The sequence below is a fragment of the Chitiniphilus purpureus genome, assembly GCF_025642115.1.
In the GTDB taxonomy this organism is placed as follows: domain Bacteria; phylum Pseudomonadota; class Gammaproteobacteria; order Burkholderiales; family Chitinibacteraceae; genus Chitiniphilus; species Chitiniphilus purpureus.
In genome coordinates, this window is record NZ_CP106753.1 from 1,417,645 (window position 1) to 1,438,296 (window position 20,652).

The 20,652-nt window shown below is 59.7% G+C and carries 16 protein-coding genes and 1 tRNA gene; 5 read left to right on the forward strand and 12 right to left on the reverse strand.

The window, feature by feature from the left end; all coding sequences use genetic code 11:
* Window positions 1–24: 24 nt before the first annotated feature.
* The 8 genes from N8I74_RS06415 to N8I74_RS06445 all read right to left on the reverse strand — a co-directional run bounded on the left by N8I74_RS06415 (window position 25) and on the right by N8I74_RS06445 (window position 10,221).
* Complete coding sequence (locus N8I74_RS06415) at window positions 25–450, reverse strand: hypothetical protein (protein ID WP_263126031.1); 426 nt, start codon at window positions 448–450, stop codon at window positions 25–27.
* A 12-nt stretch (window positions 451–462) separates the two neighbouring features.
* The gene (locus N8I74_RS06420; RefSeq protein ID WP_263126032.1) at window positions 463–1,854 is read right to left on the reverse strand and encodes a PDDEXK-like family protein; all 1,392 of its coding nucleotides are present in this window, start codon (window positions 1,852–1,854) and stop codon (window positions 463–465) included.
* A gap of 111 nt (window positions 1,855–1,965) precedes the next feature.
* Window positions 1,966–2,736 carry a hypothetical protein gene (locus tag N8I74_RS06425; protein WP_263126033.1) on the reverse strand — a complete coding sequence of 257 codons (771 nt, stop codon included), beginning with the start codon at window positions 2,734–2,736 and terminating at the stop codon, window positions 1,966–1,968.
* 201 nt (window positions 2,737–2,937) lie between these two features.
* The gene (locus N8I74_RS19440) at window positions 2,938–3,273 is read right to left on the reverse strand and encodes a helix-turn-helix domain-containing protein (RefSeq protein ID WP_408611874.1); all 336 of its coding nucleotides are present in this window, start codon (window positions 3,271–3,273) and stop codon (window positions 2,938–2,940) included.
* A 545-nt stretch (window positions 3,274–3,818) separates the two neighbouring features.
* Window positions 3,819–5,036, reverse strand: a complete 1,218-nt coding sequence (locus N8I74_RS06430; RefSeq protein WP_263126034.1) for a hypothetical protein — start codon at window positions 5,034–5,036, stop codon at window positions 3,819–3,821.
* A 9-nt stretch (window positions 5,037–5,045) separates the two neighbouring features.
* Window positions 5,046–6,605 (reverse strand): trypsin-like serine peptidase, encoded by a 1,560-nt coding sequence (locus N8I74_RS06435; RefSeq protein WP_263126035.1) that lies wholly within the window; start codon window positions 6,603–6,605, stop codon window positions 5,046–5,048.
* 1,853 nt (window positions 6,606–8,458) lie between these two features.
* Window positions 8,459–8,920, reverse strand: a complete 462-nt coding sequence (locus N8I74_RS06440) for a hypothetical protein (RefSeq protein ID WP_263126036.1) — start codon at window positions 8,918–8,920, stop codon at window positions 8,459–8,461.
* Window positions 8,921–9,528: 608 nt separating this feature from the next.
* Window positions 9,529–10,221 carry a ComEC/Rec2 family competence protein gene (locus N8I74_RS06445; protein WP_263126037.1) on the reverse strand — a complete coding sequence of 231 codons (693 nt, stop codon included), beginning with the start codon at window positions 10,219–10,221 and terminating at the stop codon, window positions 9,529–9,531.
* 62 nt (window positions 10,222–10,283) lie between these two features.
* Here N8I74_RS06445 and N8I74_RS06450 point away from each other — a divergent pair, with 62 nt between their 5' ends.
* Together N8I74_RS06450 and N8I74_RS06455 are read left to right on the forward strand one after the other, a co-directional pair.
* Window positions 10,284–11,462: a UbiH/UbiF family hydroxylase gene (locus tag N8I74_RS06450; RefSeq protein ID WP_263126038.1), complete on the forward strand. Its 1,179-nt coding sequence runs from the start codon at window positions 10,284–10,286 to the stop codon at window positions 11,460–11,462.
* Between the two features lie 17 nt (window positions 11,463–11,479).
* Window positions 11,480–12,247 (forward strand): DsbC family protein, encoded by a 768-nt coding sequence (locus tag N8I74_RS06455; RefSeq protein WP_263126040.1) that lies wholly within the window; start codon window positions 11,480–11,482, stop codon window positions 12,245–12,247.
* A 45-nt stretch (window positions 12,248–12,292) separates the two neighbouring features.
* Here the strand turns inward: N8I74_RS06455 and rquA are convergent, their stop codons facing one another.
* Window positions 12,293–13,003 (reverse strand): rhodoquinone biosynthesis methyltransferase RquA, encoded by a 711-nt coding sequence (gene rquA / locus N8I74_RS06460; protein ID WP_263126041.1) that lies wholly within the window; start codon window positions 13,001–13,003, stop codon window positions 12,293–12,295.
* A gap of 499 nt (window positions 13,004–13,502) precedes the next feature.
* On the opposite strand from rquA, the gene N8I74_RS06465 reads away from it, so the two are divergent.
* Both N8I74_RS06465 and N8I74_RS06470 read left to right on the forward strand, forming a co-directional pair.
* Window positions 13,503–14,585, forward strand: a complete 1,083-nt coding sequence (locus N8I74_RS06465; RefSeq protein ID WP_263126042.1) for an NADH:flavin oxidoreductase/NADH oxidase — start codon at window positions 13,503–13,505, stop codon at window positions 14,583–14,585.
* A 287-nt stretch (window positions 14,586–14,872) separates the two neighbouring features.
* Complete coding sequence (locus N8I74_RS06470; protein ID WP_263126043.1) at window positions 14,873–15,721, forward strand: dienelactone hydrolase family protein; 849 nt, start codon at window positions 14,873–14,875, stop codon at window positions 15,719–15,721.
* A 135-nt stretch (window positions 15,722–15,856) separates the two neighbouring features.
* Here N8I74_RS06470 and N8I74_RS06475 read toward each other — a convergent pair whose 3' ends face one another.
* The gene (locus N8I74_RS06475; RefSeq protein ID WP_263126045.1) at window positions 15,857–16,609 is read right to left on the reverse strand and encodes a c-type cytochrome; all 753 of its coding nucleotides are present in this window, start codon (window positions 16,607–16,609) and stop codon (window positions 15,857–15,859) included.
* Between the two features lie 148 nt (window positions 16,610–16,757).
* Here N8I74_RS06475 and N8I74_RS06480 point away from each other — a divergent pair.
* Window positions 16,758–16,834, forward strand: a tRNA-Arg gene (locus N8I74_RS06480).
* Between the two features lie 580 nt (window positions 16,835–17,414).
* Here N8I74_RS06480 and mutY read toward each other — a convergent pair.
* Window positions 17,415–18,443 carry an A/G-specific adenine glycosylase gene (gene mutY / locus N8I74_RS06485; RefSeq protein WP_263126046.1) on the reverse strand — a complete coding sequence of 343 codons (1,029 nt, stop codon included), beginning with the start codon at window positions 18,441–18,443 and terminating at the stop codon, window positions 17,415–17,417.
* Window positions 18,440–20,623 (reverse strand): AsmA family protein, encoded by a 2,184-nt coding sequence (locus tag N8I74_RS06490; protein WP_263126047.1) that lies wholly within the window; start codon window positions 20,621–20,623, stop codon window positions 18,440–18,442. The genes mutY and N8I74_RS06490 overlap by 4 nt, the downstream gene beginning before the upstream one ends.
* Window positions 20,624–20,652: the final 29 nt, after the last annotated feature.

Consider the following 20,652-nt stretch of genomic DNA (forward strand, 5'->3'; position numbering starts at 1 on the left):
TGGAAATGGATGCTGCAGCCATTCTCAAAGGTTCTGACGCAGTCGCCGTTGTCGCAGCTCTCGTTGAAACGTACCGCACGGCCGGTCTCCTTCGGCGAGGACGATGTCGTCAAGGTAGCCGAGCAGTTTTGTCGGACCGATGGCCCGCTCGCGCTTGCACTGTAGGAGCCAGAGCTTGTCATCTGCACCGACGGCTAGAGCTTGGTCTGCATTGGTTTCTTCGACGTCGCCGGCGCTTTCTGAGGAATACGAAGGAACTGCGACAGAGGTCTCCGCCGCCAACATTTCGTAGCCTCTCGCGTCAAAGCCATCATCACTACCTGCGCGCCCTGTGGCTTCGAGTTTTCGCCAAGGCTTGAAGTCGTAGATGAGTTGGCGAGCCAGGTCCTCGAAGCGCTTCGGCTCAAGGTCTTCGAAGTGGAGTGGACCCAGTGTTTGCGTAGTGGCCATGGCGGTGGCTTCTTAACGGATGGCGGCTGTTTTTAGCGAAGCTGCGAGTTCGGCGTTAAGTATTTTTATCTTGTCGACTAGTTCTGATTGCGTAAATTCGCCAAAGGATACGACTTGTCGGCGATTCCGCATTTTTAGTGGCTGCAACTTTGCATCAACCGATTTTAGACAAGATAGGAGCTTATCTGCTTCTTCGCTCGTCCGTGCACTCTGACTGTTCCAAGTGAGCGTTAGCTGATATTTGGTCTTGCTAGGGGTTGCATAGCGCACGGTTAAATAGACCGGCCACCAGCCGTCATCTCTCACAACGGAGTTCCAGCCTTGTGGACAGAGGTTGAGCCACACGCGCTTGTGTTCAAAGTTTTCAACGGGGAGTGCCGGAATCGCTGTTCGTATACCCAATTTAACAGCTGTCATGCCTTGGGTTTCTTGCAAAAAAGCCATTACACTCTTGTTTTGTAGCAGAAATAACCAATGTGACTTTTCGTCCGGGTTTGCGCCGAGCCATTTGTGTTCTAGTCGGCCTCTGGAGTAATTAATTAATTGCTGAATGGCCTGGGTATGCTCCAGGTGGAGGTCCGCAGCAAGCTGTAAACTTCTACTGTTGCTGGGAGGTTCCCATTCAGTTTGTCTGTTGCAGTAGCTCACAACCAATTTTGCGGCTGTGTTCCCTCTGTTTATGTGCAGGAGAGCCCGATTCGCCGAGCTTTCCAGCCAATCGTATCCAATATGGAGCCATGCGTCCCCACAAGGAAGTGCTGAGGCAGTTTCTTCGTTAAATATCTTATCAAGGGCAATGTAGGCGACGTCGTATTGTTTCAGGTGAGGCGATTGCTTTAAAGCGTTCTCAAACCCTTCTCTGTAAGAATTTAGCTGGGACTGCATATGGGCGGTGCCGGCTTTGTTTTCAATCAGGAGAATAAATTTATTGTGCGGGTCGACAATAAATAAGTCTACTCGTTGATTTGCAGTTATGCCTAACTCTCTAGCTGAAAATGCCGCTCCGAAGCTGGTTGTTTGGATGCGTGATGGAGGCCAGTTTTGAAAGAACCGTGCAGTGCGGGTCCGCCCATCCAGGTTACATGCGTCATCATTCGCTATTTTTGACGCATAAATTAGTAAGTCTCGAAGTATTCCGTCGCCTTGTCCATGGCCTTCTTTCGCATCCAGCATCCAAGCGATAATATCTGAGTGCTGATTTTCTGTTAAAGAAATAACATCTAAAACTTCATCGCCTATTCGTTGCAGCTCGCAAAGCTCCATAAGGCGGGCGTCTGTCATCAGCTGTTCAAATGAGGTTTTTATTAATGTGCTCATTAATCTGGTGCTCTGCAGGGCAATTGATGTTTGCTTTAAGGTGAGTCTTTGAATGCTTGGTGCGGAAATGTACCGTGCAGCAGACATGGGGTGTAGCCGAGCTATCCACGTGGGCGCAGGCGCCCGCTGATAAGCTGGAATGGGTATAATTTAGGTGTACGATATCCACTTCGATGAAAATCTGTGTGAAGGGATGCGCTACTCCACAATTTCCACACGCAAAATGCATCGTGGAGGAACTGGATTGTTTTTTCCATCAAAACAAGTAACAGAATTTGCGCACGGAATGCCTTTTTGAATTCGAGAGTGGGCGTAGCACAAGGCGGTGGCGATACAGGATTCGTCACGGTCGCTTGCATGAGTGAATTTGACAATGGCCGGTTTGAGCTTCGTACTATATTCAGGTATTAGATTCGTACCTGTTACGTTCTCAAATCCATTGCAAATATCTTCAATTATCTCTGGCATGCCTAAGTAGTCGTGCTGGCCGAGCTCTGTCGCATGGAGAGCGACTTCCTTGACCAATATGGCATAGGGCCCCCAATGTATCGGGTTTTGAGTCTTGTTGGAGTAGTGAAAATCAATAATGCTATTTGAGTGAAGGGCGCCCTGAAGTTGCTCTCTGATGTGAGCGTCGTCAACTGCTTGAACAAGTCTTTCCTTTAAGGCGGGGAGAGCTGCACCGAGGGGGAGTATGCCTTCGGAAAAGTTCGTTCCAGGAAATATTCGCGTCGTATGAAACCAGCAGACTGCGTCCAGAGGCAAAGGGCTTCCAAAGTGTTTTTCAACTATTGCATAAACATACTCTTTAAACTCTGGCAGCTCTCGCCAATGAATTTCAAAATGAGCATCTATTTCCTTGGCCGATAGTAGGGTGTGCAATGTATCTGGCGTGGTTTGAAAAATACGCGCTAAGCTCTCGAGAGTCGCTTCGAATGTTTCGCAGTCGAGCACAATCCTGGGGGTCATTTATATTTACCGAGCAAGTAGGCAGGTAAGTGACTGTTGCAACCAAGTGCAGTCAGAGTTCTATTCAATTGGAGTGAGCCTAAACTAACGATTTTTCGTAGGCAGTGCTTGCCTCTTAAGCATAGCCTAGCTGCAGATAGCGGCGTTAAAATCGTCAGATGTACTACGATAGTCGCTTTGAAGATGCATATCGCGCAGACGTCACGCCTTGTCTTCCTGTCGACCTCTTCGGGCCTCTGCAGAGGCCTGTGCACGCGCTTGGCCCAGCTGGACCGCTTTGTGTACGTTCATCTCGATGGCTCCCACGTCGCGCTCGGGCGACGCCAAGTTCCGCAGTTCACCATCTCGCTGAATGAGCCAAAGGGCCGTCGCTACAATTCCAATACCCACCGACGGGTCACCGGCCTCAAGACGCTGCAGCGTCGGAACGGAGACGCCCATGCGCTGGGCCCAGGTTTTGAGAGATTCCTTCCGGCGTAGGCGGGCGACAGCCAAGTGCGCGCCAAGCTGCTCAAGGGCGGCAGAAGTCTTCGGCATCTACATAGAATATGACGCCATGGCCATATCCGTGAACATCTATGTTGATTTTCTGATGGCTAAATAACTTCAACGCCACCTTTGGCAGGGTGGGCAGACGACGTTCTTCTCACCGGTTACCGACTTTAATTGCATGGGTTGCAGTCCGTGCGCAAACAGCGTTTACCAACTTTATTACCTACCCGTTTTGAGCGGCTACGATTCTTCGCGGCTTTGGGCCGATTTGAGTTACCGACCTCATAAATGCTTACCACATCGAAGTGGGCATGGCCCCCGCACAAGGAAAGCCCATTTTCGTGGTTATCCCTGGCGTGACCTTGGAGCAGCGCAGCATGCTCCTGCTGGACTCGCAGGTAGCGCACTCGCTGGTGCGCTTCGAAACCGATGTCCGAGCTTCTCTTGACCTCCCATCGGTGCAGACGGCCCTTAAAGCGCTAGCATCAACACAAAGCGCCTCTTCAGTTGAGGCGCTTTGTGTTGAACATGCGCAGTGCTGGAAGAACGGAAGCGGCCCATTGGACCGCTTGAGTGAACGCGTCGATATCCTACTTCGGTAAAGGTCCTGGGTGTCCCGCCTCCGTGAAGGGTATCCCTGCTGCAGCAGCCTTTGCCCGTGCATTGTTCTCTGCTTGCGCTAAGCGGACGTAGGCTGCGTTGGCGGCATTCAAAGCATTCGCAGTTTTTGTGGCATCCTTTGCCGCTACCGCTGCCTGATAGTCGTCATAGGCAGTCTTGGCTGCGCTTTGGGCTGTCGTGTACGCCACAAGCGCCACTTCTACTTCGTCCAAGGACTTGCCCTTTGCGGTAATACGCGCGTCCTTGGAGAGTGCCAAAAGGGTCTCGTCCTTCACCGCACTCACCGCCTTATCTTTGTTTGATTTCAAGGCATTTCCGACCGCTTTAGAGAGCACGTTGGGCTTTCTCGTCTCAACAAATTGCGCCTTCAAGTTCACAGGAAAAAATAGTTTTAGATTCTTGTCAGAAGGAGGTGCCGCTTCCGGCAAAGGCATCCAGCCACTTTGGAAAGCTAGTCCAGCCTTTCCATTCAAACTGCCTTCTGCCATCGCGCTTTGATTGAAGCTGAAGATTGCAAACGGCTTATCAGCCGCCGGTTTCGAATATTCTAAAGTCAGCCCAAAATCCCGGGTTTGTGAATGGAACAGTCCCGCTTCCTCGATAAATTTTGGGTAAAAAAGCTTTTTCGTGACCAAACGCCAAGCCGTGTTGTCCGGAGAGAGCTCAATCTCACCTTCGTAATAAAATACAGGTGTGGCGGCCAGGCCTGTGAGCTCAACAGCGGCATGAGGGATATTCGCATGCAGCGATGGGATTAAAGCAGCTCCCTCCTCCGGGCTGACTCTACGAGCGCCCTCGGTCTCGATTTCAGTGCCATATTCGTCTCGAGAAGGCGCCGTAAATTTATCTGCCACGGCAACCCAAACACACTTAGCTTGGCTTGCCGGGAACACGCCTTTCGCTGTGTTGACATAAAAGCCTTTGACCGGATAGAGCCCATTTAAAGTCAGGGATGAGTCCTGCGTCAAATAATCGCCTAAGCTCGATATCAACGACCCCGCGAGATTTGCAGCTACGTCGACCGCAACTCCAATTAAGATGGTTTCCAAAAAGCCCTCAGCTTCTTGGCCGGGCGTAGTGTACGCCGTAGGGCATGCGTGCGTGACACCAACACGAAGTAACGGTTCGGCTTGCACGACTGCGCTCACCCCCCCCAGTACAGCAACAGCGATAAGCTTGGCAAACATAATAACCCCTCAGTACAGGTACTTGTTAAGAAGGTTTTGGTCAGCCAATAAGGCCGCATTTTCTAAATTGGTAGAGTTTGGTCCGCAAGACGGATAGGCCTTCACGGTTTGGGGAATTGCCGCTCCTAGGTGAACTCCGACTAGCTTCCAGTCCTTGCCAAAATTAGCAAAGACGGGCGCCCCGCTGGTGCCCGGATAGGTGAGGCAGTAATGCGTAAAACAAGAAGTGCCTGGGTTGTAGTTCACGATATAGCACCCCGCAGGCTTAGACGTTCCAATACTACCCTTGAACTTGGGGGAGACGATTTCCGCGCCACTCACCCGTGTAAATACCGTTAGTTGTGTTGGTAAGGCCTCCCCCTTTTTTTCCACCCATGACACCAGCTCCTTGGCACTAGCTAATTTTACGGGCTCTGGATTGAAGTCCACAGGTGCAATACGCATTACGAGCAGCTCTTCTTTCATCGGCATATTTACGGACAAGCCTTCTTTATCCGTCTTAGCTGCGCAAACCTGTTGTCGCGTATCTGAAGACCCCAGCGGCCTGAACGTAACCTTTCCAGCCTTATAGGCGTTAATTAGCGAAGGTCGCCCCTGCCAACAATGGCGAGCAGTAAGGATATGTTCTTTAGAGATAAGATAAGCTTCGCAGATGTGCTCCTCTCCGAATTCTAGAAAGCCTAACCGGCGAGGGGCGTCCATGGCCGAGTAAGCCCCTTCCGGAGCCGCCGGGGTGAAGCAAGTATTCAGCACTGCGTTCAAGTGCGTGTGATAATTCGAGAAATTTGTGGCCAGCTGTGGTTGTTCTGCCTTAAACGCATCGGGGTCCTTAAGGTACTTTCGCCACAAGACTTCAAACCAGTCCTCCGAGAAGGCTGCTTCTCTTTGAAGTAATGGAATCTTTCCAAGCAATTGGTCGTTGCATGCGTCTGAAGCCGCGCTGTGGTATCCCAGTTTCTTCAAAATACCTAGCGTCATGTCATTCCACTTCATTTCGCTTTTGTACTTAAACCTAATTATTTTCTCCAGACCGGATAGTTGCGCCGCCTGAGGTTGCGTCATCTGGTTGTTGCCATTGCCCCCTGAACGAAGCTTGGCTGCCGCCTCGAAATCTTCCTCCTTAAGGCTCAGAGGTCCATAATTAACGAGAGGGTCCGTGGTTTTTGGGCGGAGAGGCTGTTTTTTGGGGTCATAGGACTGCTCAATCATGTCCTGAATGTTGGGGTATTTCGCGCGCAGTTCAGCCTCGGCTGAGGTGCGCTGTACCCCAGGCAGCGGGAATTCTCCAAATGGCTTTGCAAATTCTAATTTCTTCGGTAACGCCAACTTATTTAAAGCTGGAGAGTTCTCGTACAGATTTACGACTTCAAGCGCAGCAGGCGTGCTCGCTATTAGATATGTGCGAGCTGCGTTTAAAGCCGCTTGCCGGGGCGCTGTTGTCTGCTGGGTGGTAAATGTGATTTCTTCGGCGCGCGGAGAGCCGTCGCACGGAACAGGTGTTGGGGCGCTCTGAACGGCACCGGCGACGGTGACAAGTATTAGAACTGAATTATGACTCAAAGCTGACATATAACATCGCCTCGCATTTCTACATGACGTGTTTTGTCTTTCTCTGTCTTTTTGATTTGGAAGGCAAATATTTTGTTATGCCGCCGACATACGGCGGTACCTTGACCGCCCAGCTCACCAACGTTCAAGCAACACCGCAATGATTTGTGGCGGATGCCACAGTGGACTCGGCTTCTCGGTGGAGTTTTGAGTAACAGACGGGGAAGAGGCCCATGTTTCGTCGGAGACACCTGCCAAGCGTTGAGAAAAATGCGGTGAAAAAGTGCGGGAAAGCTCCTGGTAAATCGCTTCGCCACAATTCATTCAGTCTTTCGAAACCTTCGGGCCTCTGCAGAGGCTTGTGCACGTGCTTGGCCCAGCTGGACCGCTTTGTGCACGTCCATCTCGATGGCTCCCACGTCGCGCTCGGGCGACGCCAAGTTCAGCAGTTCACCATCTCGCTGAATGAGCCAAAGGGCCGTCGCTACAATTCCAATACCCACCGACGGGTCACCGGCCTCAAGACGCTGCAGCGTCGGAACGGAGACGCCCATGCGCTGGGCCCAGGTTTTGAGAGATTCCTTCCGGCGTAGGCGGGCGACAGCCAAGTGCGCACCAAGCTGCTCAAGGGCGGCAGCAGTGGAAGGAGGTAGTTGCTGGAGGGCGACAGAAGTCTTCGGCATCTACATTGAATATGACGCCATGACCATCTCTGTGAACCTCTATGTTGTTTTTACCCGCCCCCTCGGTCTTGTGGCGGGGGAGTTCTCAACTATTTGGTGTTCGAGTTTCAGACTTTAATGTGCGTCTTACAGCTCACCTGTAGTTGCGAGTTCTCAACTATTTGGAAGTAGCCGTTTTGCCAGTCGACCGGGTTTCGCGGCTTTGCGGGGAATTTCAGTTCACGACTTTAATGTAATTGCCCACATGGCTCATCGCAAAGCGAACGCACTTCCTCCCGCCATCGAAAGTTCTTCCGTCTGGTACGAACAGGATTCGAGGCTCCCCAGTCACCAGGAAGGAAACGTCACGGCTCTCCGTGCCGTCGGTCCAGACAGCATGCCGAATACCTTCGATGTAAATGCCCGGTTTACACGCGATGCGGTAGCCACAGCATATCCGTCCGCCCTTGGTCTCCATAAACGTCAGTACGTTTCGGCTGCAGCAATCCAGCCTGCTCCAAGGTTCAGGCTGGCAGCAGAGATAGACCGGCTGGTCATGACTTAGCAGGCTGCAGAACTGCAGCACGTCGGGCGTGAGCTCTGCAGGGGTAGAAAGATGGGCAAAAAGCTCCCGGCAGTGCTCCAGGAGGGATAGCAACTCTTGAGGCCTCACGGATAAATCTCCGAGATGCGAGCGGCCCCGTTGTCGCTCAGCCATGTGCGCCACAGGCAAGGCGCACAGCACGTAGAAGAAGCTGCTGAGCGCCCCCCGCGCCCGCTGTCCGCTCACCAGGTTGTGCGGCTAGCGCAGCGCAACCAGAGCTAAAAACTAGCCTACGCGGTTTCGTTCTAGCCGCAATGTGTTCTGGAATCCGGGGTGACGAGCGGATTGGTGATAGTACTCGACTCAAGGTGCAGGCTGGGGCCTACGGGGGCCTAGGCCCAGAAAGACCAACGGCCGCATGAAGCGACCGTCGTGTGCGTGGTCCTCTGTCTACATGTCTGCAGGCTAGCGTGGTGCCACATTTGTTGCTACACTGGGGGCGTCGAGTTACTGCAATCGAACAGGAGTTGAGGGCTTCTCTAGCATTGGCCTTCAGACTCATTGGCAGCAGGTATGCTAGTGTCCCTGCGGTAGTGGCAGCACAAAAGACTCGTGCTGGTCTCTGAACCACCCGGCTTGCTGGGTAAGCTAAAGAGGCGTTACGACTATCATGAACTCGACACTTTGAAGGCCCCAATCTTGGGGCCTTTTGCTTGCCCTACGTAAGCCGTAACTATCGAGTAAAATGGTCCGTTTTCGCCGTCTTTGCGAAATTCCACGATTAGCAGCCCATATCTCCCGCGTAGAATAGTCGGACGATGTTCGCCCCGAGGGTCGTCGAACTCGCAATGAATATCAGCGGGGCCTCCTAAAATAGAGCCCACCCAAGGCAGCACCTTGCTTTCAGCATCGGCAATTTCTGTTAAGTGAGGAAAGCGTTCAGCCCAGATGTGAATCAAGCCGAAACCTTTGTGCCGACTTTTGTGCTCGCCATGCCGAAGATAGATATTTCCTTGGGGAAAATCATGCTTCTGAATAGCTGGAAAGACGCCAAAAATGGGGGTTTGTGTTTTCGGATTGGTTATGAAATTGTTGCGATTTGGCTGTTTTTGTAGATAGAAAGCCTGCATCAAACGCTGCTTGAATGGAGAGGGGACTAAGTATACTTTTTCAACGGTCCCTTTCACAACGGAAAGGTTCGTTCGCATTATCCGGCAGAAGTTCGACTTCGCCTCTAAAGCACGGTACCAAGTTGCTGCAGGAAAAGAACAATGAGCTGACGCTTCTTTGAATAGAACCTCAAGCTCGCGTAAAGCCCCCCCCTGCTGCTTGGCTCAAAGTCACACACTAGACCACGGCGTCGAATGCCAGAAAGACCAACGGCCGCATGAAGCGGCCGTCGTGTGCGGGATTCTCTACCTGCATTTCTGCAGACTTCCCACTCCAGGTGGGACCCGGTTTCCCGGGCGGCGCTACGTTTTTCGCACCCGCTCGTACGTAGTTTTTCAGTCTAGATACTGCCACAGGCTAGCGCCGGAGCCTAGAGAAGGGGCGGCGACATTTGGGTTGTGATTCATGCTCTAACTGTCGAGCCTGGGACCATGAGTTTCCGAGGTTTTGTTGCCCCAGTTTCAAACTTTAATGTGAGATTTTTCGCCGAAGAGCGGCCCCGGGTTGCCGACTATTTGTAATCTGCACTTCTGCTGACCGACCAGTTTTCGCGGCTTTGAGCCTGATTTCAGTTCACGACTTTAATGTAACCGTTCAGTGCGATCCCGCTTTGCTCGCCCACGGTCAGGGCGACGATCACACCGGCCTGTGGTGCCGGGCCCAGCGCGTGACGGATCCGTTCAGCCAGCAGGGCGCGCAGTCGGTCGATGGCCGCGGCGGGTGCATGGCCTGGTAGCCGCGTACCGGCCCGCACGGTGGCGGTCGCGCCGATGTCTTGCTGCAGCATCCACGCTTCCAGGTCAGGGCCACCCGGGTTGACCGCGCCGTGCACCCGCTTGAGCCGCAACGACAACTGCCAGCGCTGCCCAGGCGCCAGTGGCGGCGGTTTGCCATACCAGCTCACCTGGATACGGCGCGGCAAGGCGGGGCTGTCGGTGGCGAATGTGAAGCGCCAACCGTGGGCACTTGCTTGCGGTAGTCCGACGATATGGCCTGGGACGGTGATGACCTTTCCTTCCAGCGCAGCCGGCAGCTGCCCGGCGAGCCTTGCACCCGCCTGCATGCCGGCCCAGCCCAAACCCAGGCAGATTGCCACAAGGGTGAGCCAGAAGGTGCGGCGGCGCGGGTCACGCCAGCCCAGCACCGCGCCTGTCAGCGCTGCAAGCCCCGCGGGCCAGACAGGAGGCAACGCGGTCTGCAGCTGCAACAGGCATACGCCGGCGACAAAGGCGAGGAGTGGGGCGAGATAGCGCACAATCATGACAAAAGCATAGACGGCATGCCGCTCGCTTGCGGCACTGCGAGCCGGTAAACTGCGAGGCCATGATTGCGACCACCGATGCCGATCTCATCATCGTCGGCGGCGGCCTTGTCGGTGCGGCGTTGGCCGCCGCGCTGGCCGACACGCCGCTGTCGATCCTGCTGCTGGAGGACCAGCCTGCCGTGTTCGACCCCCCGGCGGACGACTGGGATGCGCGCATCTATGCCATCAGCCGTGCCAGTCAGCGCCTGCTGGCGCGGATCGGTGCCTGGCAGCGGCTGGACCCGCAGCGGGTGCAGCCGGTGGCCAGCATGCGCATCTTCGGCGACGACGGCCGTTCCCAGCTGGCGTTCTCGGCGCTGGAAGCCGGGGTGGACGAGCTGGCCGTCATCGTGGAAAACCGGGAGCTGCTGCGTGCACTGTGGGCGCGACTGGCCCTGGCATCCAACGTGACGGTACTGGCGCCGGCCAAGCCGGACAGGCTGGCCATCGACGCGCATGCCGCCCGCCTGACACTCGTCGATGGCCGCGAGCTGACCGCGCGGCTGGTGGTGGGGGCCGATGGCGCGCGCTCCTGGGTGCGCGGTGCATGCGCGATCGCCGTGGCGCAGCATGCCTATGAGCAGTTCGGCGTGGTGGCCAATTTCGAATGTGCGCAGCCGCATCGCGGCACTGCGCACCAATGGTTTTTCGACGACGGCGTGCTCGCCTGGCTGCCCTTGCCCGGGCAGCGCCTCTCGATGGTCTGGTCGTGCGATGCCGCGCGGCAGCGCGAGCTGCTGGCGATGGCGCCGTCGGCGCTGGCCGAGACGGTGGCGGCAGCCGGTGGTCGGCGACTGGGCGACTTGCGTCAGACCGGCAAGACTGCGGCCTTCCCGCTGCAGTTGAATCACGTGGCCCACATGGTGCAGGCACGCATCGCGCTGGTCGGCGATGCCGCGCATACCGTGCATCCGCTGGCTGGCCAAGGCGTGAACCTGGGCTTTGGCGACGTGGCGGAACTCGCCGGTATCCTGGGTGCCGAAGCGCCGCAGCGGTGCGGCGACTATCTGGTGCTGCGCCGGTACGAGCGGGCGCGGCGCGAGCCGGTGCAGCTGATGCAATCAGTGTGCGACGGCCTGCAAAAGCTGTTTAACAACCGCAATCCTCTGCTCAAGACCTTGCGCAACCTCGGCCTGGGGCTGACCGACCAACAAGCATGGCTCAAACACCAACTGATCCGCCATGCGATGGATGCCTGAACTCAAGGAACAACAATATGCTGCAAGCACCTTCCCGTCTGATCCGCACCGCGATTGCCACCGGCATGATCGCATTGACCGCCTGCTCGGCCTCGGCGGGCCCGGCCAAGGAACCCAAGGCCGCGCAGGCGCTGCGTGCCAAGCTGGAAAAATCGCTGGACGGTCGCACCATCACCAGCGTCAGCGCCACACCATTGCAGGGCATCTATGAAGTGGTGCTGGGCGGCCGGCAGATCGTCTACACCGATGCCAAGGGGGACTACGTGCTGGTCGGCGATCTGGTCGATGTCGTCAACAAGAAGAGCCTGACCGAGGCGCGCGTTGCCGAGTTGATGAGCACCGACTTCTCCAAGCTGCCGTTGGACAAGGCGGTCAAGGAAGTGCGCGGCGACGGCAGCCGCAAGCTCGCGGTGTTCTCGGACCCGGACTGCCCGTTCTGCAAGCGGCTGGAGCGCGAGAGCCTCGCCGGCGTGGACAACGTGACCATCTATACCTTCCTGTTCCCGCTCTCCATCCATCCGGATGCCGGGCGCAAGTCGGCCTTGATCTGGTGTGCCGAGGACCGCGCCGCGGCCTGGAAGAACTGGGTGCTCAACGAGAAGCTGCCGGAAAACGGCAGCACCGACTGCGCCAACCCGATCCAGGACAATCTGGCGCTGGGCGAGCAGCTGGGCATCACCGGCACGCCTGCGCTGATCTTCGCCAACGGCCGTATCGTCTCGGGTGCGATCCCGAAGGCGCAGCTGGAGGAACTCCTGACGCTGTCCGGGAGCAAGAAGCAATAAGCGGTACGGCACCTGCTGAAAAAACGCGGCCTCGGCCGCGTTTTTTCATGTCCGGCGCGCTACCACGCATTGATACACCCCACCGAACAGGGTGCGCTTCTCCCAGCGGTATTGCGCGGCGTCGCTTGCGTATTCGCTGATCTCGTGCTGCCACAATGCGTGGGCGTACGGCTCGAGCCAGGCGTTCACCAGCCGCAGCAACCAACCTATCGGCTGCCAGGCGCGGGGGCGGTGATAGTCGACGAACACGGCCTCGCCCCCTGGAGCAAGTTTGGACAGCATGCAGTCGACGATCTGGCGCTTTTTGTCGTCCGGCACCTCGTGCAGCAGGAAGAAGCTGCAGACGAGGTCGTACCGATCCTGCTGAGCCGCCTGCCCGGCGTCGGCACGGAAGACCTTGGCCCAGGGCAGGCCGGAGAGCTTGCGCAACCCCTGTTCAAGCTGGATCGGCGTGATGTCGCTCAGGTGGAACACGCCGTGCGGCCCGACCCGGTGCGCAGCGCGGATCACCAGATCACCGTAGACGTGCGCCACCTGCCACACCCGGCTGCCGGCACGGATGCGTTCGAGATATCGGCGCATCAGTCGCCTGTCCTGCAGGAACAGCAGCGTGCGGACTACCAGATTGCGGTCGAGCGATCTGACGCGATCAGGGTTGACGTACGCCCAGTCGTAGACATCGACCAGATAGTCGGGGACGCCTTCATAGTAGGTGTACAGGGGGCGGGCCAGGTCTTCCTGAGCGGTGCGCTGCATGGCATGGGCCTCAATGGAACGGGACGCATCCAGCCTAATCGGCCTGCATCGGGCCGACTTTGTCCTGGCCCAACATTGCCGTCATGTAGTCGGGCGCGTCCAGACTACCGCCTGTCGCCACCGATTGCTCAAACCGGCGACGCATAAGGCATATTGCAATGTCCCTCTGATCCAGAACGACAACATCACCACGTCACCGGAAGGAACTGCAATGGACGACATGAAAGCCGCCTGGTTCAAGGCTGCGTCGATCGCGCTGTGCGCCGCCACGGTTGCCGGCTTCTGTACGTTGCTGCTGTTTGGGGTGACTGCCTGACCTGGCGGACTGTGATCCTCCTGGCCGCGAACGCGGCCTGACTGCCGCGCGCTTCCCGCTGCGCCGCACATGCTGAGCCGGCTGCAGCGGTAATGCCTGCCCCGGGTCTTGCCACTGGCGCTGGGGGCCCCATCTGCGATAGGACCAAGCCTGCTTTGGCTGTCACCGCAACCGGGAGCTCCCATGCCGCATCTTTTCGATCCGCTGACCCTGCGGGGTCTGACCTTGCCCAATCGCATCGCGGTCTCGCCGATGTGCGAGTATTCGTCCGACGACGGCTTTGCCAACGACTGGCATCTGGTCCACCTGGGCAGCCGCGCGGTCGGCGGTGCTGGCCTTGTGATTACGGAGGCCACCGCGGTCAGCCCGGAGGGCCGGATCAGCCCGGCAGATCTAGGGATATGGAAGGACGAGCATATCGAACCGCTGCAGCGCATCGTCCGTTTCATCCGTAAACAGGGCAGCGTGGCCGGCATCCAGTTGGCCCATGCCGGGCGCAAGGCCAGTACCCATGGCCTCGGTGGGGGTCAGGGTGCCGTGGCGCCAGAGCAGGGCGGCTGGCCGGTGGTGGCGCCGTCGGCTATTCCGTTCGCGCCGGACTACCCCTCGCCCATTGCACTGACCGGGGAGGGGATCGCCAAGGTGGTCGAGGATTTCGCCGCTGCCGCGCGCCGCGCGCTTGCCGCGGGTTTCGAGGTGGCGGAAGTGCACGCTGCCCATGGCTATCTGTTGCATCAATTCCTCTCGCCCATCTCGAACCAGCGCGATGATGCCTATGGCGGCAGCTTCGAGAACCGGACCCGGATCGTTCGCGAGGTGGTGGCCGCGGTGCGCGCGGTGTGGCCCGAAACATTGCCGCTCCTGGTACGGTTGTCGGCGACCGACTGGATCGAGCACGGCTGGTCGCCCGAGGAGACGGTGGCGTTGTCGTGCATCCTCAAGGACCTGGGGGCCGATCTGATCGATGTGTCCAGCGGCGGATCGGTGCCTGTGGCGCATATCCCTGCCGGGCCTGGCTATCAGACACCGTTTGCCGCGCAGGTGCGCCAGGCGGCGCAGGTGCCGGTAGGGGCCGTCGGCCTCATCACCGAACCGGCGCAGGCCGACCATGTGGTGCGGACCGGCCAGGCCGATCTGGTGTTGATCGGGCGCGAGTTGCTGCGCGATCCCTACTGGCCGTTGCATGCGGCGCAGGCGCTGCGCCAGCCCGTGGCTTGGCCGAATCAGTATCTGCGGGCCGCGCCGCACGGCAGCCCGGGTCGGTAAGGCCTGCCCACGATCTTTGTGTACCGCCACCGGATCCCGCCCCATCGGCTCACCATGCCGGCGGCGGTCATGCCGCTGTGCTTGGGGGCTGCACCTGCTTGCGCTAAACAAAAGGGCGCGACCGCGATGCCATCGGGAACTCGCCCTGGTATGCGTCGGTCTGCGCAACGCGCTTGCGGCAGAGAGCCGGAGGGTCGCATGCACGCATGTCCGTGGTATCAGGCATGTTCCCGCCGCGCTGTCCCCCGGGTTGCACCTGCCGCGCTTGATCAAGGAGCCCGAACCACATGTCTGATCACAACAGCTTCTCCACCGAGGATCGCCGCCGTTTCCTGCTCGCGTCGCTGGCTGCCGGGTTTGCGCTGACCGTGCGCCCGGTGACAGCATCGACCATCGTCACCGACAGTGCGGGATTGAGCGTCGGACCGGTGTTCATTCCCAGCGCCAACGGGGATATCCCCGCCTATCAGGCCCATCCCGCAAACGCCGGCGCACCGCTGCCGACCGTGCTGGTGATCCAGGAGATCTTTGGTGTGCATGAGCATATCCAGGATGTGTGCCGCAGGCTGGCCAAGCTAGGCTACCTTGCCATCGCTCCGGACCTTTTCGCCCGACAGGGCGATCCGCGCCAATACAACGACATCCCCACCTTGCAGAAGGAGTTGGTGGCCAAGGTGCCCGATGCCCAGGTGCTGGCGGATCTGGATGCCGCGCTGCAATGGGCCGCGCGCAACGGCGGCGATCCGGCGCGGGTGGCGATCACCGGCTTCTGCTGGGGTGGACGCATCACCTGGTTGTACGCGGCCCACAATCCCCACCTGAAAGCGGCTGTCGCCTGGTATGGCCGGCTGGTCGGGCAGCCTTCCACCAACATGCCGCGCCATCCGCTGGATGTAGCGGCCGAGCTCAAGGCGCCGGTGCTGGGCCTTTACGGCGGACGCGACCAGGGTATCGGGCTCGATACGGTGCAGGCGATGCAGACGGCGCTCAAGCGTGCCGAGGTGGCCAACAAGATCATCGTCTACGAGGATGCCGGCCACGCTTTCAACGCCGACTACCGTCCCAGCTACCATGCTGCCGCTGCGCGCGATGGTTGGATGGAGATGCTGGGCTGGTTCCGACGCCACGGGGTGTGAGCCGGCCCGGTCGTATCGTCTGTCCCTGGCGGTGCCGGTGAGGCGGGCCCGGCGACAGGGCAGGGCTGCGCCGGAGCCGGGCCATGCAAAGCAAACGGGCGGCCTGGGCCGCCCGTTCCGCCGATGGCAGAGGCGTTATTTGGCCGAGTTGAGCATATACAGGACGGCCGCCTTGAATTCCTCGTCGGAGCCCTGATAACCCCCCTTGGGCGGCATGGCGTTGATGCCCTTGATCGCGGTGGCGATCACGTTGTCCTCGCCTTTCTTCAGGCGCTCGCTCCAGGCGGCCTTGTCGCCAAGCTTGGGCGCACCGGAGATGCCCGCAGCATGGCAGGCCATGCACACCGTATCGTAGATTTCCTTGCCCTTGGTGGCCGGGTCGACGGCACCGCCTGCAGCAGCTGCCGCAACAGCCGGTTCGGTGAACGACGCGCCGGCGGCGTTGGCCATGTAGGCCACGGCGCGCTTGACCTCGTCGTCGGTCAGGTCGGCGGCGCCACCGCGCGGCGGCATGCCGTTCAGGCCCTCGATCGCGTGCTTGGACAGCGTCTCGAAGCCTTGGGCGATGCGCGCGGCCCAGCCTTGCACGTCCTTGAACTTGGGCGCGCCGGCAAGGCCGGCGTCATGACAGGACATGCAGACCGATTCGTAGACCGCCTTGCCGCTGCGCGAGCCCGGGGCACCGCCTTCGACGACCTTGACCGCGCCGACCGGCTGCAGCCGCGCCGAGATCGCTTCCTTGGTCATGGTGGAAAGACTGAGGTCGACGCCGCTGCCGGAGGTGAACAGCTTGGCTACGAAAAGGATGAGCAGCGGAAATCCGACTACCGCTGCCAAAATCATACCGACAACTTTCTTTGCGCCACCGGCGACATTGGAACCGCTCATGCTGTATCCCTTGTCATGTTATGAATACCTAGGTTTTGAACCGCGGTCCTGGAATGACCGCGCGGATTATACCCGGCAAATCTTTGCCCATCCAAGCCGCACTTGGACGCGGCGTCTGAAACGCGCTATCATCCGCTTCCTCTTTGCTGCACCCGTAGCTCAGTTGGATAGAGTGTCAGTTTCCGAAGCTGAAGGTCACAGGTTCGATCCCTGTCGGGTGCGCCAATCGTATAAGCAGTCGCCTTTGCCGGCGGCTGTTTTCCGTTTGGCGGTGCTGAACGTGGCGCCGCTTCAGCAATCGCACCGTCATTTCCCCACGCCCTCTTCGTCGCCCTGCCGTTGCACCGCAGCATCGGCCGGCCTTTGCCTGATCATACGCTGACGGCGGGCCCCCTTGTTTTTACAAGCATTTTTACCCCTGGTCACCTGACTTGGCCCTGCCGCATCGACCTGGACGCCATGGACGAAGCTGGCCGCTGTCCTGAGCCAGGACGGGCGTTCGCGCCCTGTCTGGCTGCTCGATGTCCTGTCGCGCGGTGGGTGACGGCAATTGCTGGTTTGCGAGCGGTGGCAGTGATACGTCACCGCGACTGCCCGGGCAGCAAGGCGCCAGGCTCGCCTGTCGGCCTTGCCGACATGGCCGTCCATATATGACATTCGGCATGTCTATCGACCGATGCGCTGCGACGATCGGTAGCCATATCCAGTCTCGCTGCTGCGCCAGGTAGAGGCGGGTGCAGGTGATCCGCCCCTTGGCTGGTGCCTTTCCCGGGGCCTTTGGATGGGGCGGCTGCAGGTGGCAGTGCTATGCCAGCAGCCGACGCAGCGGGGTGGGTATCCCTGCGCTCAGTGCCTCGGCCCGGGTGAACCAGCGTAAGCGGTCCGTATCACGCAGCGGCCCGATGCCGACGGCCCGTGCCGGCAGTGGGGTCACGGTCAGCCGGAAATGGGTGAACACATGCACGAAGTCAGGCAGTGCCGGTTCTGTCTGCAACGTCAGGCCAAGCTGGGCCAGGGCAGTGGTCTCGGCGGTAAGCGTACTGTCGACTTCCGGCAGGCACCACAGGCCGCCCCAGATGCCGGTGGGCGCGCGCCGTTCCAGCAGCAGCCGATGCTCCGCGTCGCGGATCAACAGCATCACGGTATGGCGCTGCGGCAGCGGCTTTCTTGGCTTGGGCGTTGGCAGCTCGTGCTGGCGCCCGGTCAGGCGCGCGACGCAGTCCTCGGCCACCGGGCATGCCAGGCACGCCGGCTTGCGTGGAGTGCAGACGGTGGCCCCGAGATCCATCTGGGCCTGGGTGTAGGCCGGCATATCCTCGGCGTTTGCGGGCAGCAGCGTCTGCGCCAGCTGCCACAGACGGGACTCGATGGCCTTTTCGCCGGTAAAGCCATCGATGCCTGCCCAGCGTGCCAATACGCGCTTGACATTGCCATCCAGGATGGGTGAGCGCACCGAGAACGAGAATGCGGCGATCGCTGCCGCGGTGGAACGCCCGATGCCGGGCAGTTCGGCAAGCAGTGCCGGGTCGGCTGGAAAGGCGCCACCGAACCGCTCCATGACCATGACCGCCGCCGCGTGCAGGTTGCGGGCGCGGCTGTAATAACCCAGCCCGCTCCACAGCGCCAGCACGTCGTCCAGCGGCGCCGACGCCAATGCTGCCACATCGGGGAACCGTGCCAGGAACCGGGCGTAGTAGGGGATGACAGTGGTGACCTGCGTCTGCTGCAGCATGATCTCGGACAGCCAGACCCGGTATGGGTCGTGCACCTGCCAGGGCAGGTCGTGGCGGCCATGCGTGGCATGCCAGGCCAGCAGGCGTTCGGCGAAGTTCATCGGCGCTTGTCCGTCGACGGTGGTGTGGGCTCGGCCGTCAGCTGTTCGCGCAGTGTGCTGTAGTCCACCCGGTATTCCGGCGATGCCAGGACTCCGCTCAGGTGGATGGGCACCGACACGCCGGCGAGGTCGCGCAGCTCGGGTACGCGCGGATTGGCGCTGGCGTGCAGCGTATAGTCGATCCGGCCGTCGCCCAGGTCGATCTGGCCCCGGCCCTTGAGCTGCAGCAGGCTGGTGCCCACGTACAGGTCCTCATTGCTGGCAAGGCCGTCCTTGATCGCTAGGCTGGCGCGCAGTTCGGAGAACGGGGTGCTTGCGTGCAGATCGGCCGGTTTGATCTGCTCGCCGCTCATGCGCTTGAGCTGCCGGTTCACGGTGCGCAGCAGTGCTTCAAGATCGATGCCGCGCACCGCGCCGCGTGCCAGCGACATATGCGCCCGGCCGGTGGCAGAGTGGCGGATTTCGGAAAGACGCGCGCCACTGGCGGAGATATCCAGATCCAGCTGGCCTCGTCCGTCGAAACGCTCGATCGCCAGCAGATCGCGCAGCAGCGGGTTGATGTTGACGCCCGACAGGAGCTGGCGCACATGGTAGCGTGGCACCTTGCCGGTGGTGTCGATGGCGAGCTGGCCGGCCAGCCTGCCGCCGTAGATATGGGCTGTGAACGGGTCGAGCTGCACCTTGCCATCCTGGGCCTTGAATTCGAGTGCAATGTTCTGCAGGCGCAGGTTCTTCACCACGAATTCGCCGATGCGCAATTGCCCGTCGGCATCCAGCCGCTCCAGCCAGCCGAATTCCAGCGGCGTTTCGGTATCGACCGCCTTGGCCCCTTCGGCCACCGCGGGCAGATAGGGTGTCAGGTCCAGCCGTGCCAGGTCCAGGTCGACCCGGTACTTGGGGTAGACGAAGTCACGCACCGCGAAGCGGGTGGCGAACTGCGCGCCATCGAGCGTGCCGCGGTTGATCAGGCTGATGCGTTCCTGCTCCAGGTCCATTTCCGCATCGCCGCTCAGCTCGAACGGAATGGCGCCGCGCGGCAGGCCCTTGTTGCCATAGTTGCCGGTCAGGCGATACGCCGGCAGCCGGGCCAGCGTGCCGTGGTGCAGTTCGAGCGGGCTGACGAAATTGAGGGTGAAGCGCTGCTCGGGTGAGGTGACCTTCACGCCCAGCCGGGCATGGTCGGCCCGCAACGAACCACGGCGGGTCCCTGCAAGCGCCGGCATGTTCAATTCGGCGGTGAGGCGGTTTTGCGGACTGCGGATGTCAAGCGTGAGCCGCAGGTCGTTGAGTCGGGCCACGCCGTCGCGAAAGTCGAAACGTGGCGCGTCCAGCCGCCATTGCCAAGCCTGGCGCGCGCGCGCGCCGACTGCCTCCATGCTGAGCGAACCGCCGTTCAGCCGCAGCGGCTCCCAGCCGTAGATCAGCTCGCCGGTGGCCTTGAGCCGTGTATTGAGCAACGCCAGCGCCGGCGCGCTCTTGCCCTGCTGGTTCATCTCCAGCGCCAGCTCAGCCACATAGAGCCGCCGTTCCGCAGGCACGTAGCGCAGCGCCGCGCCGCCTTCGGCGTGGGCACGCCATTGCGGCTGCCTTGCCCGGTAGAGCGTGACATCGCCGCTGAACGCAAGCCGGCCGGCAATGGGGTCGGCCGGTTGATCCACTTCCACCGTCAGGCCGGACAGGCGCAACGCTTCGGGCATGCTGCGGTCGGTGTAGTCGACGGTGGCGTCGCGAAAGTGCAGCTGCTGCAGGTCGAAGCGCAGCTTTGCCTGACTGCCGCGATCGGCCAGCAGGTCATCGAAGTTGTAGCGCCCGTCGCTGTAGCGCCGTATCGCCAGCTGCGGACGGTCCACCTCAAGCTCGGTCACAGCGACGGTGCCGTGGCGCAGCCAGGTCCAGGCCGACAGGCCGATCCGCAGCCTACGGGCCTTGGCGAACGGCGTATTCGCATCGGTCTCCGATAACGCCACATCACGCGCGATCAGGGCTGGCGAAGGCAGCAGCACCACATGGGTGTCGCCCCGGATGGTCAGCAGGCGCCCGGTTTCGCGCAGCACCAGCGCGCGCAACTCGTTGCGCACATATTCGACATCGAACAGATAAGGGCCCGCGCTCAGCAGCAGCGCTAGTATGAAAGCGAGCAGCAGCACGATGCGAAACGGACGGGAATGGCGAAGATCCACGTTTCTGGGTGCAGCGGATTCGAATGCGG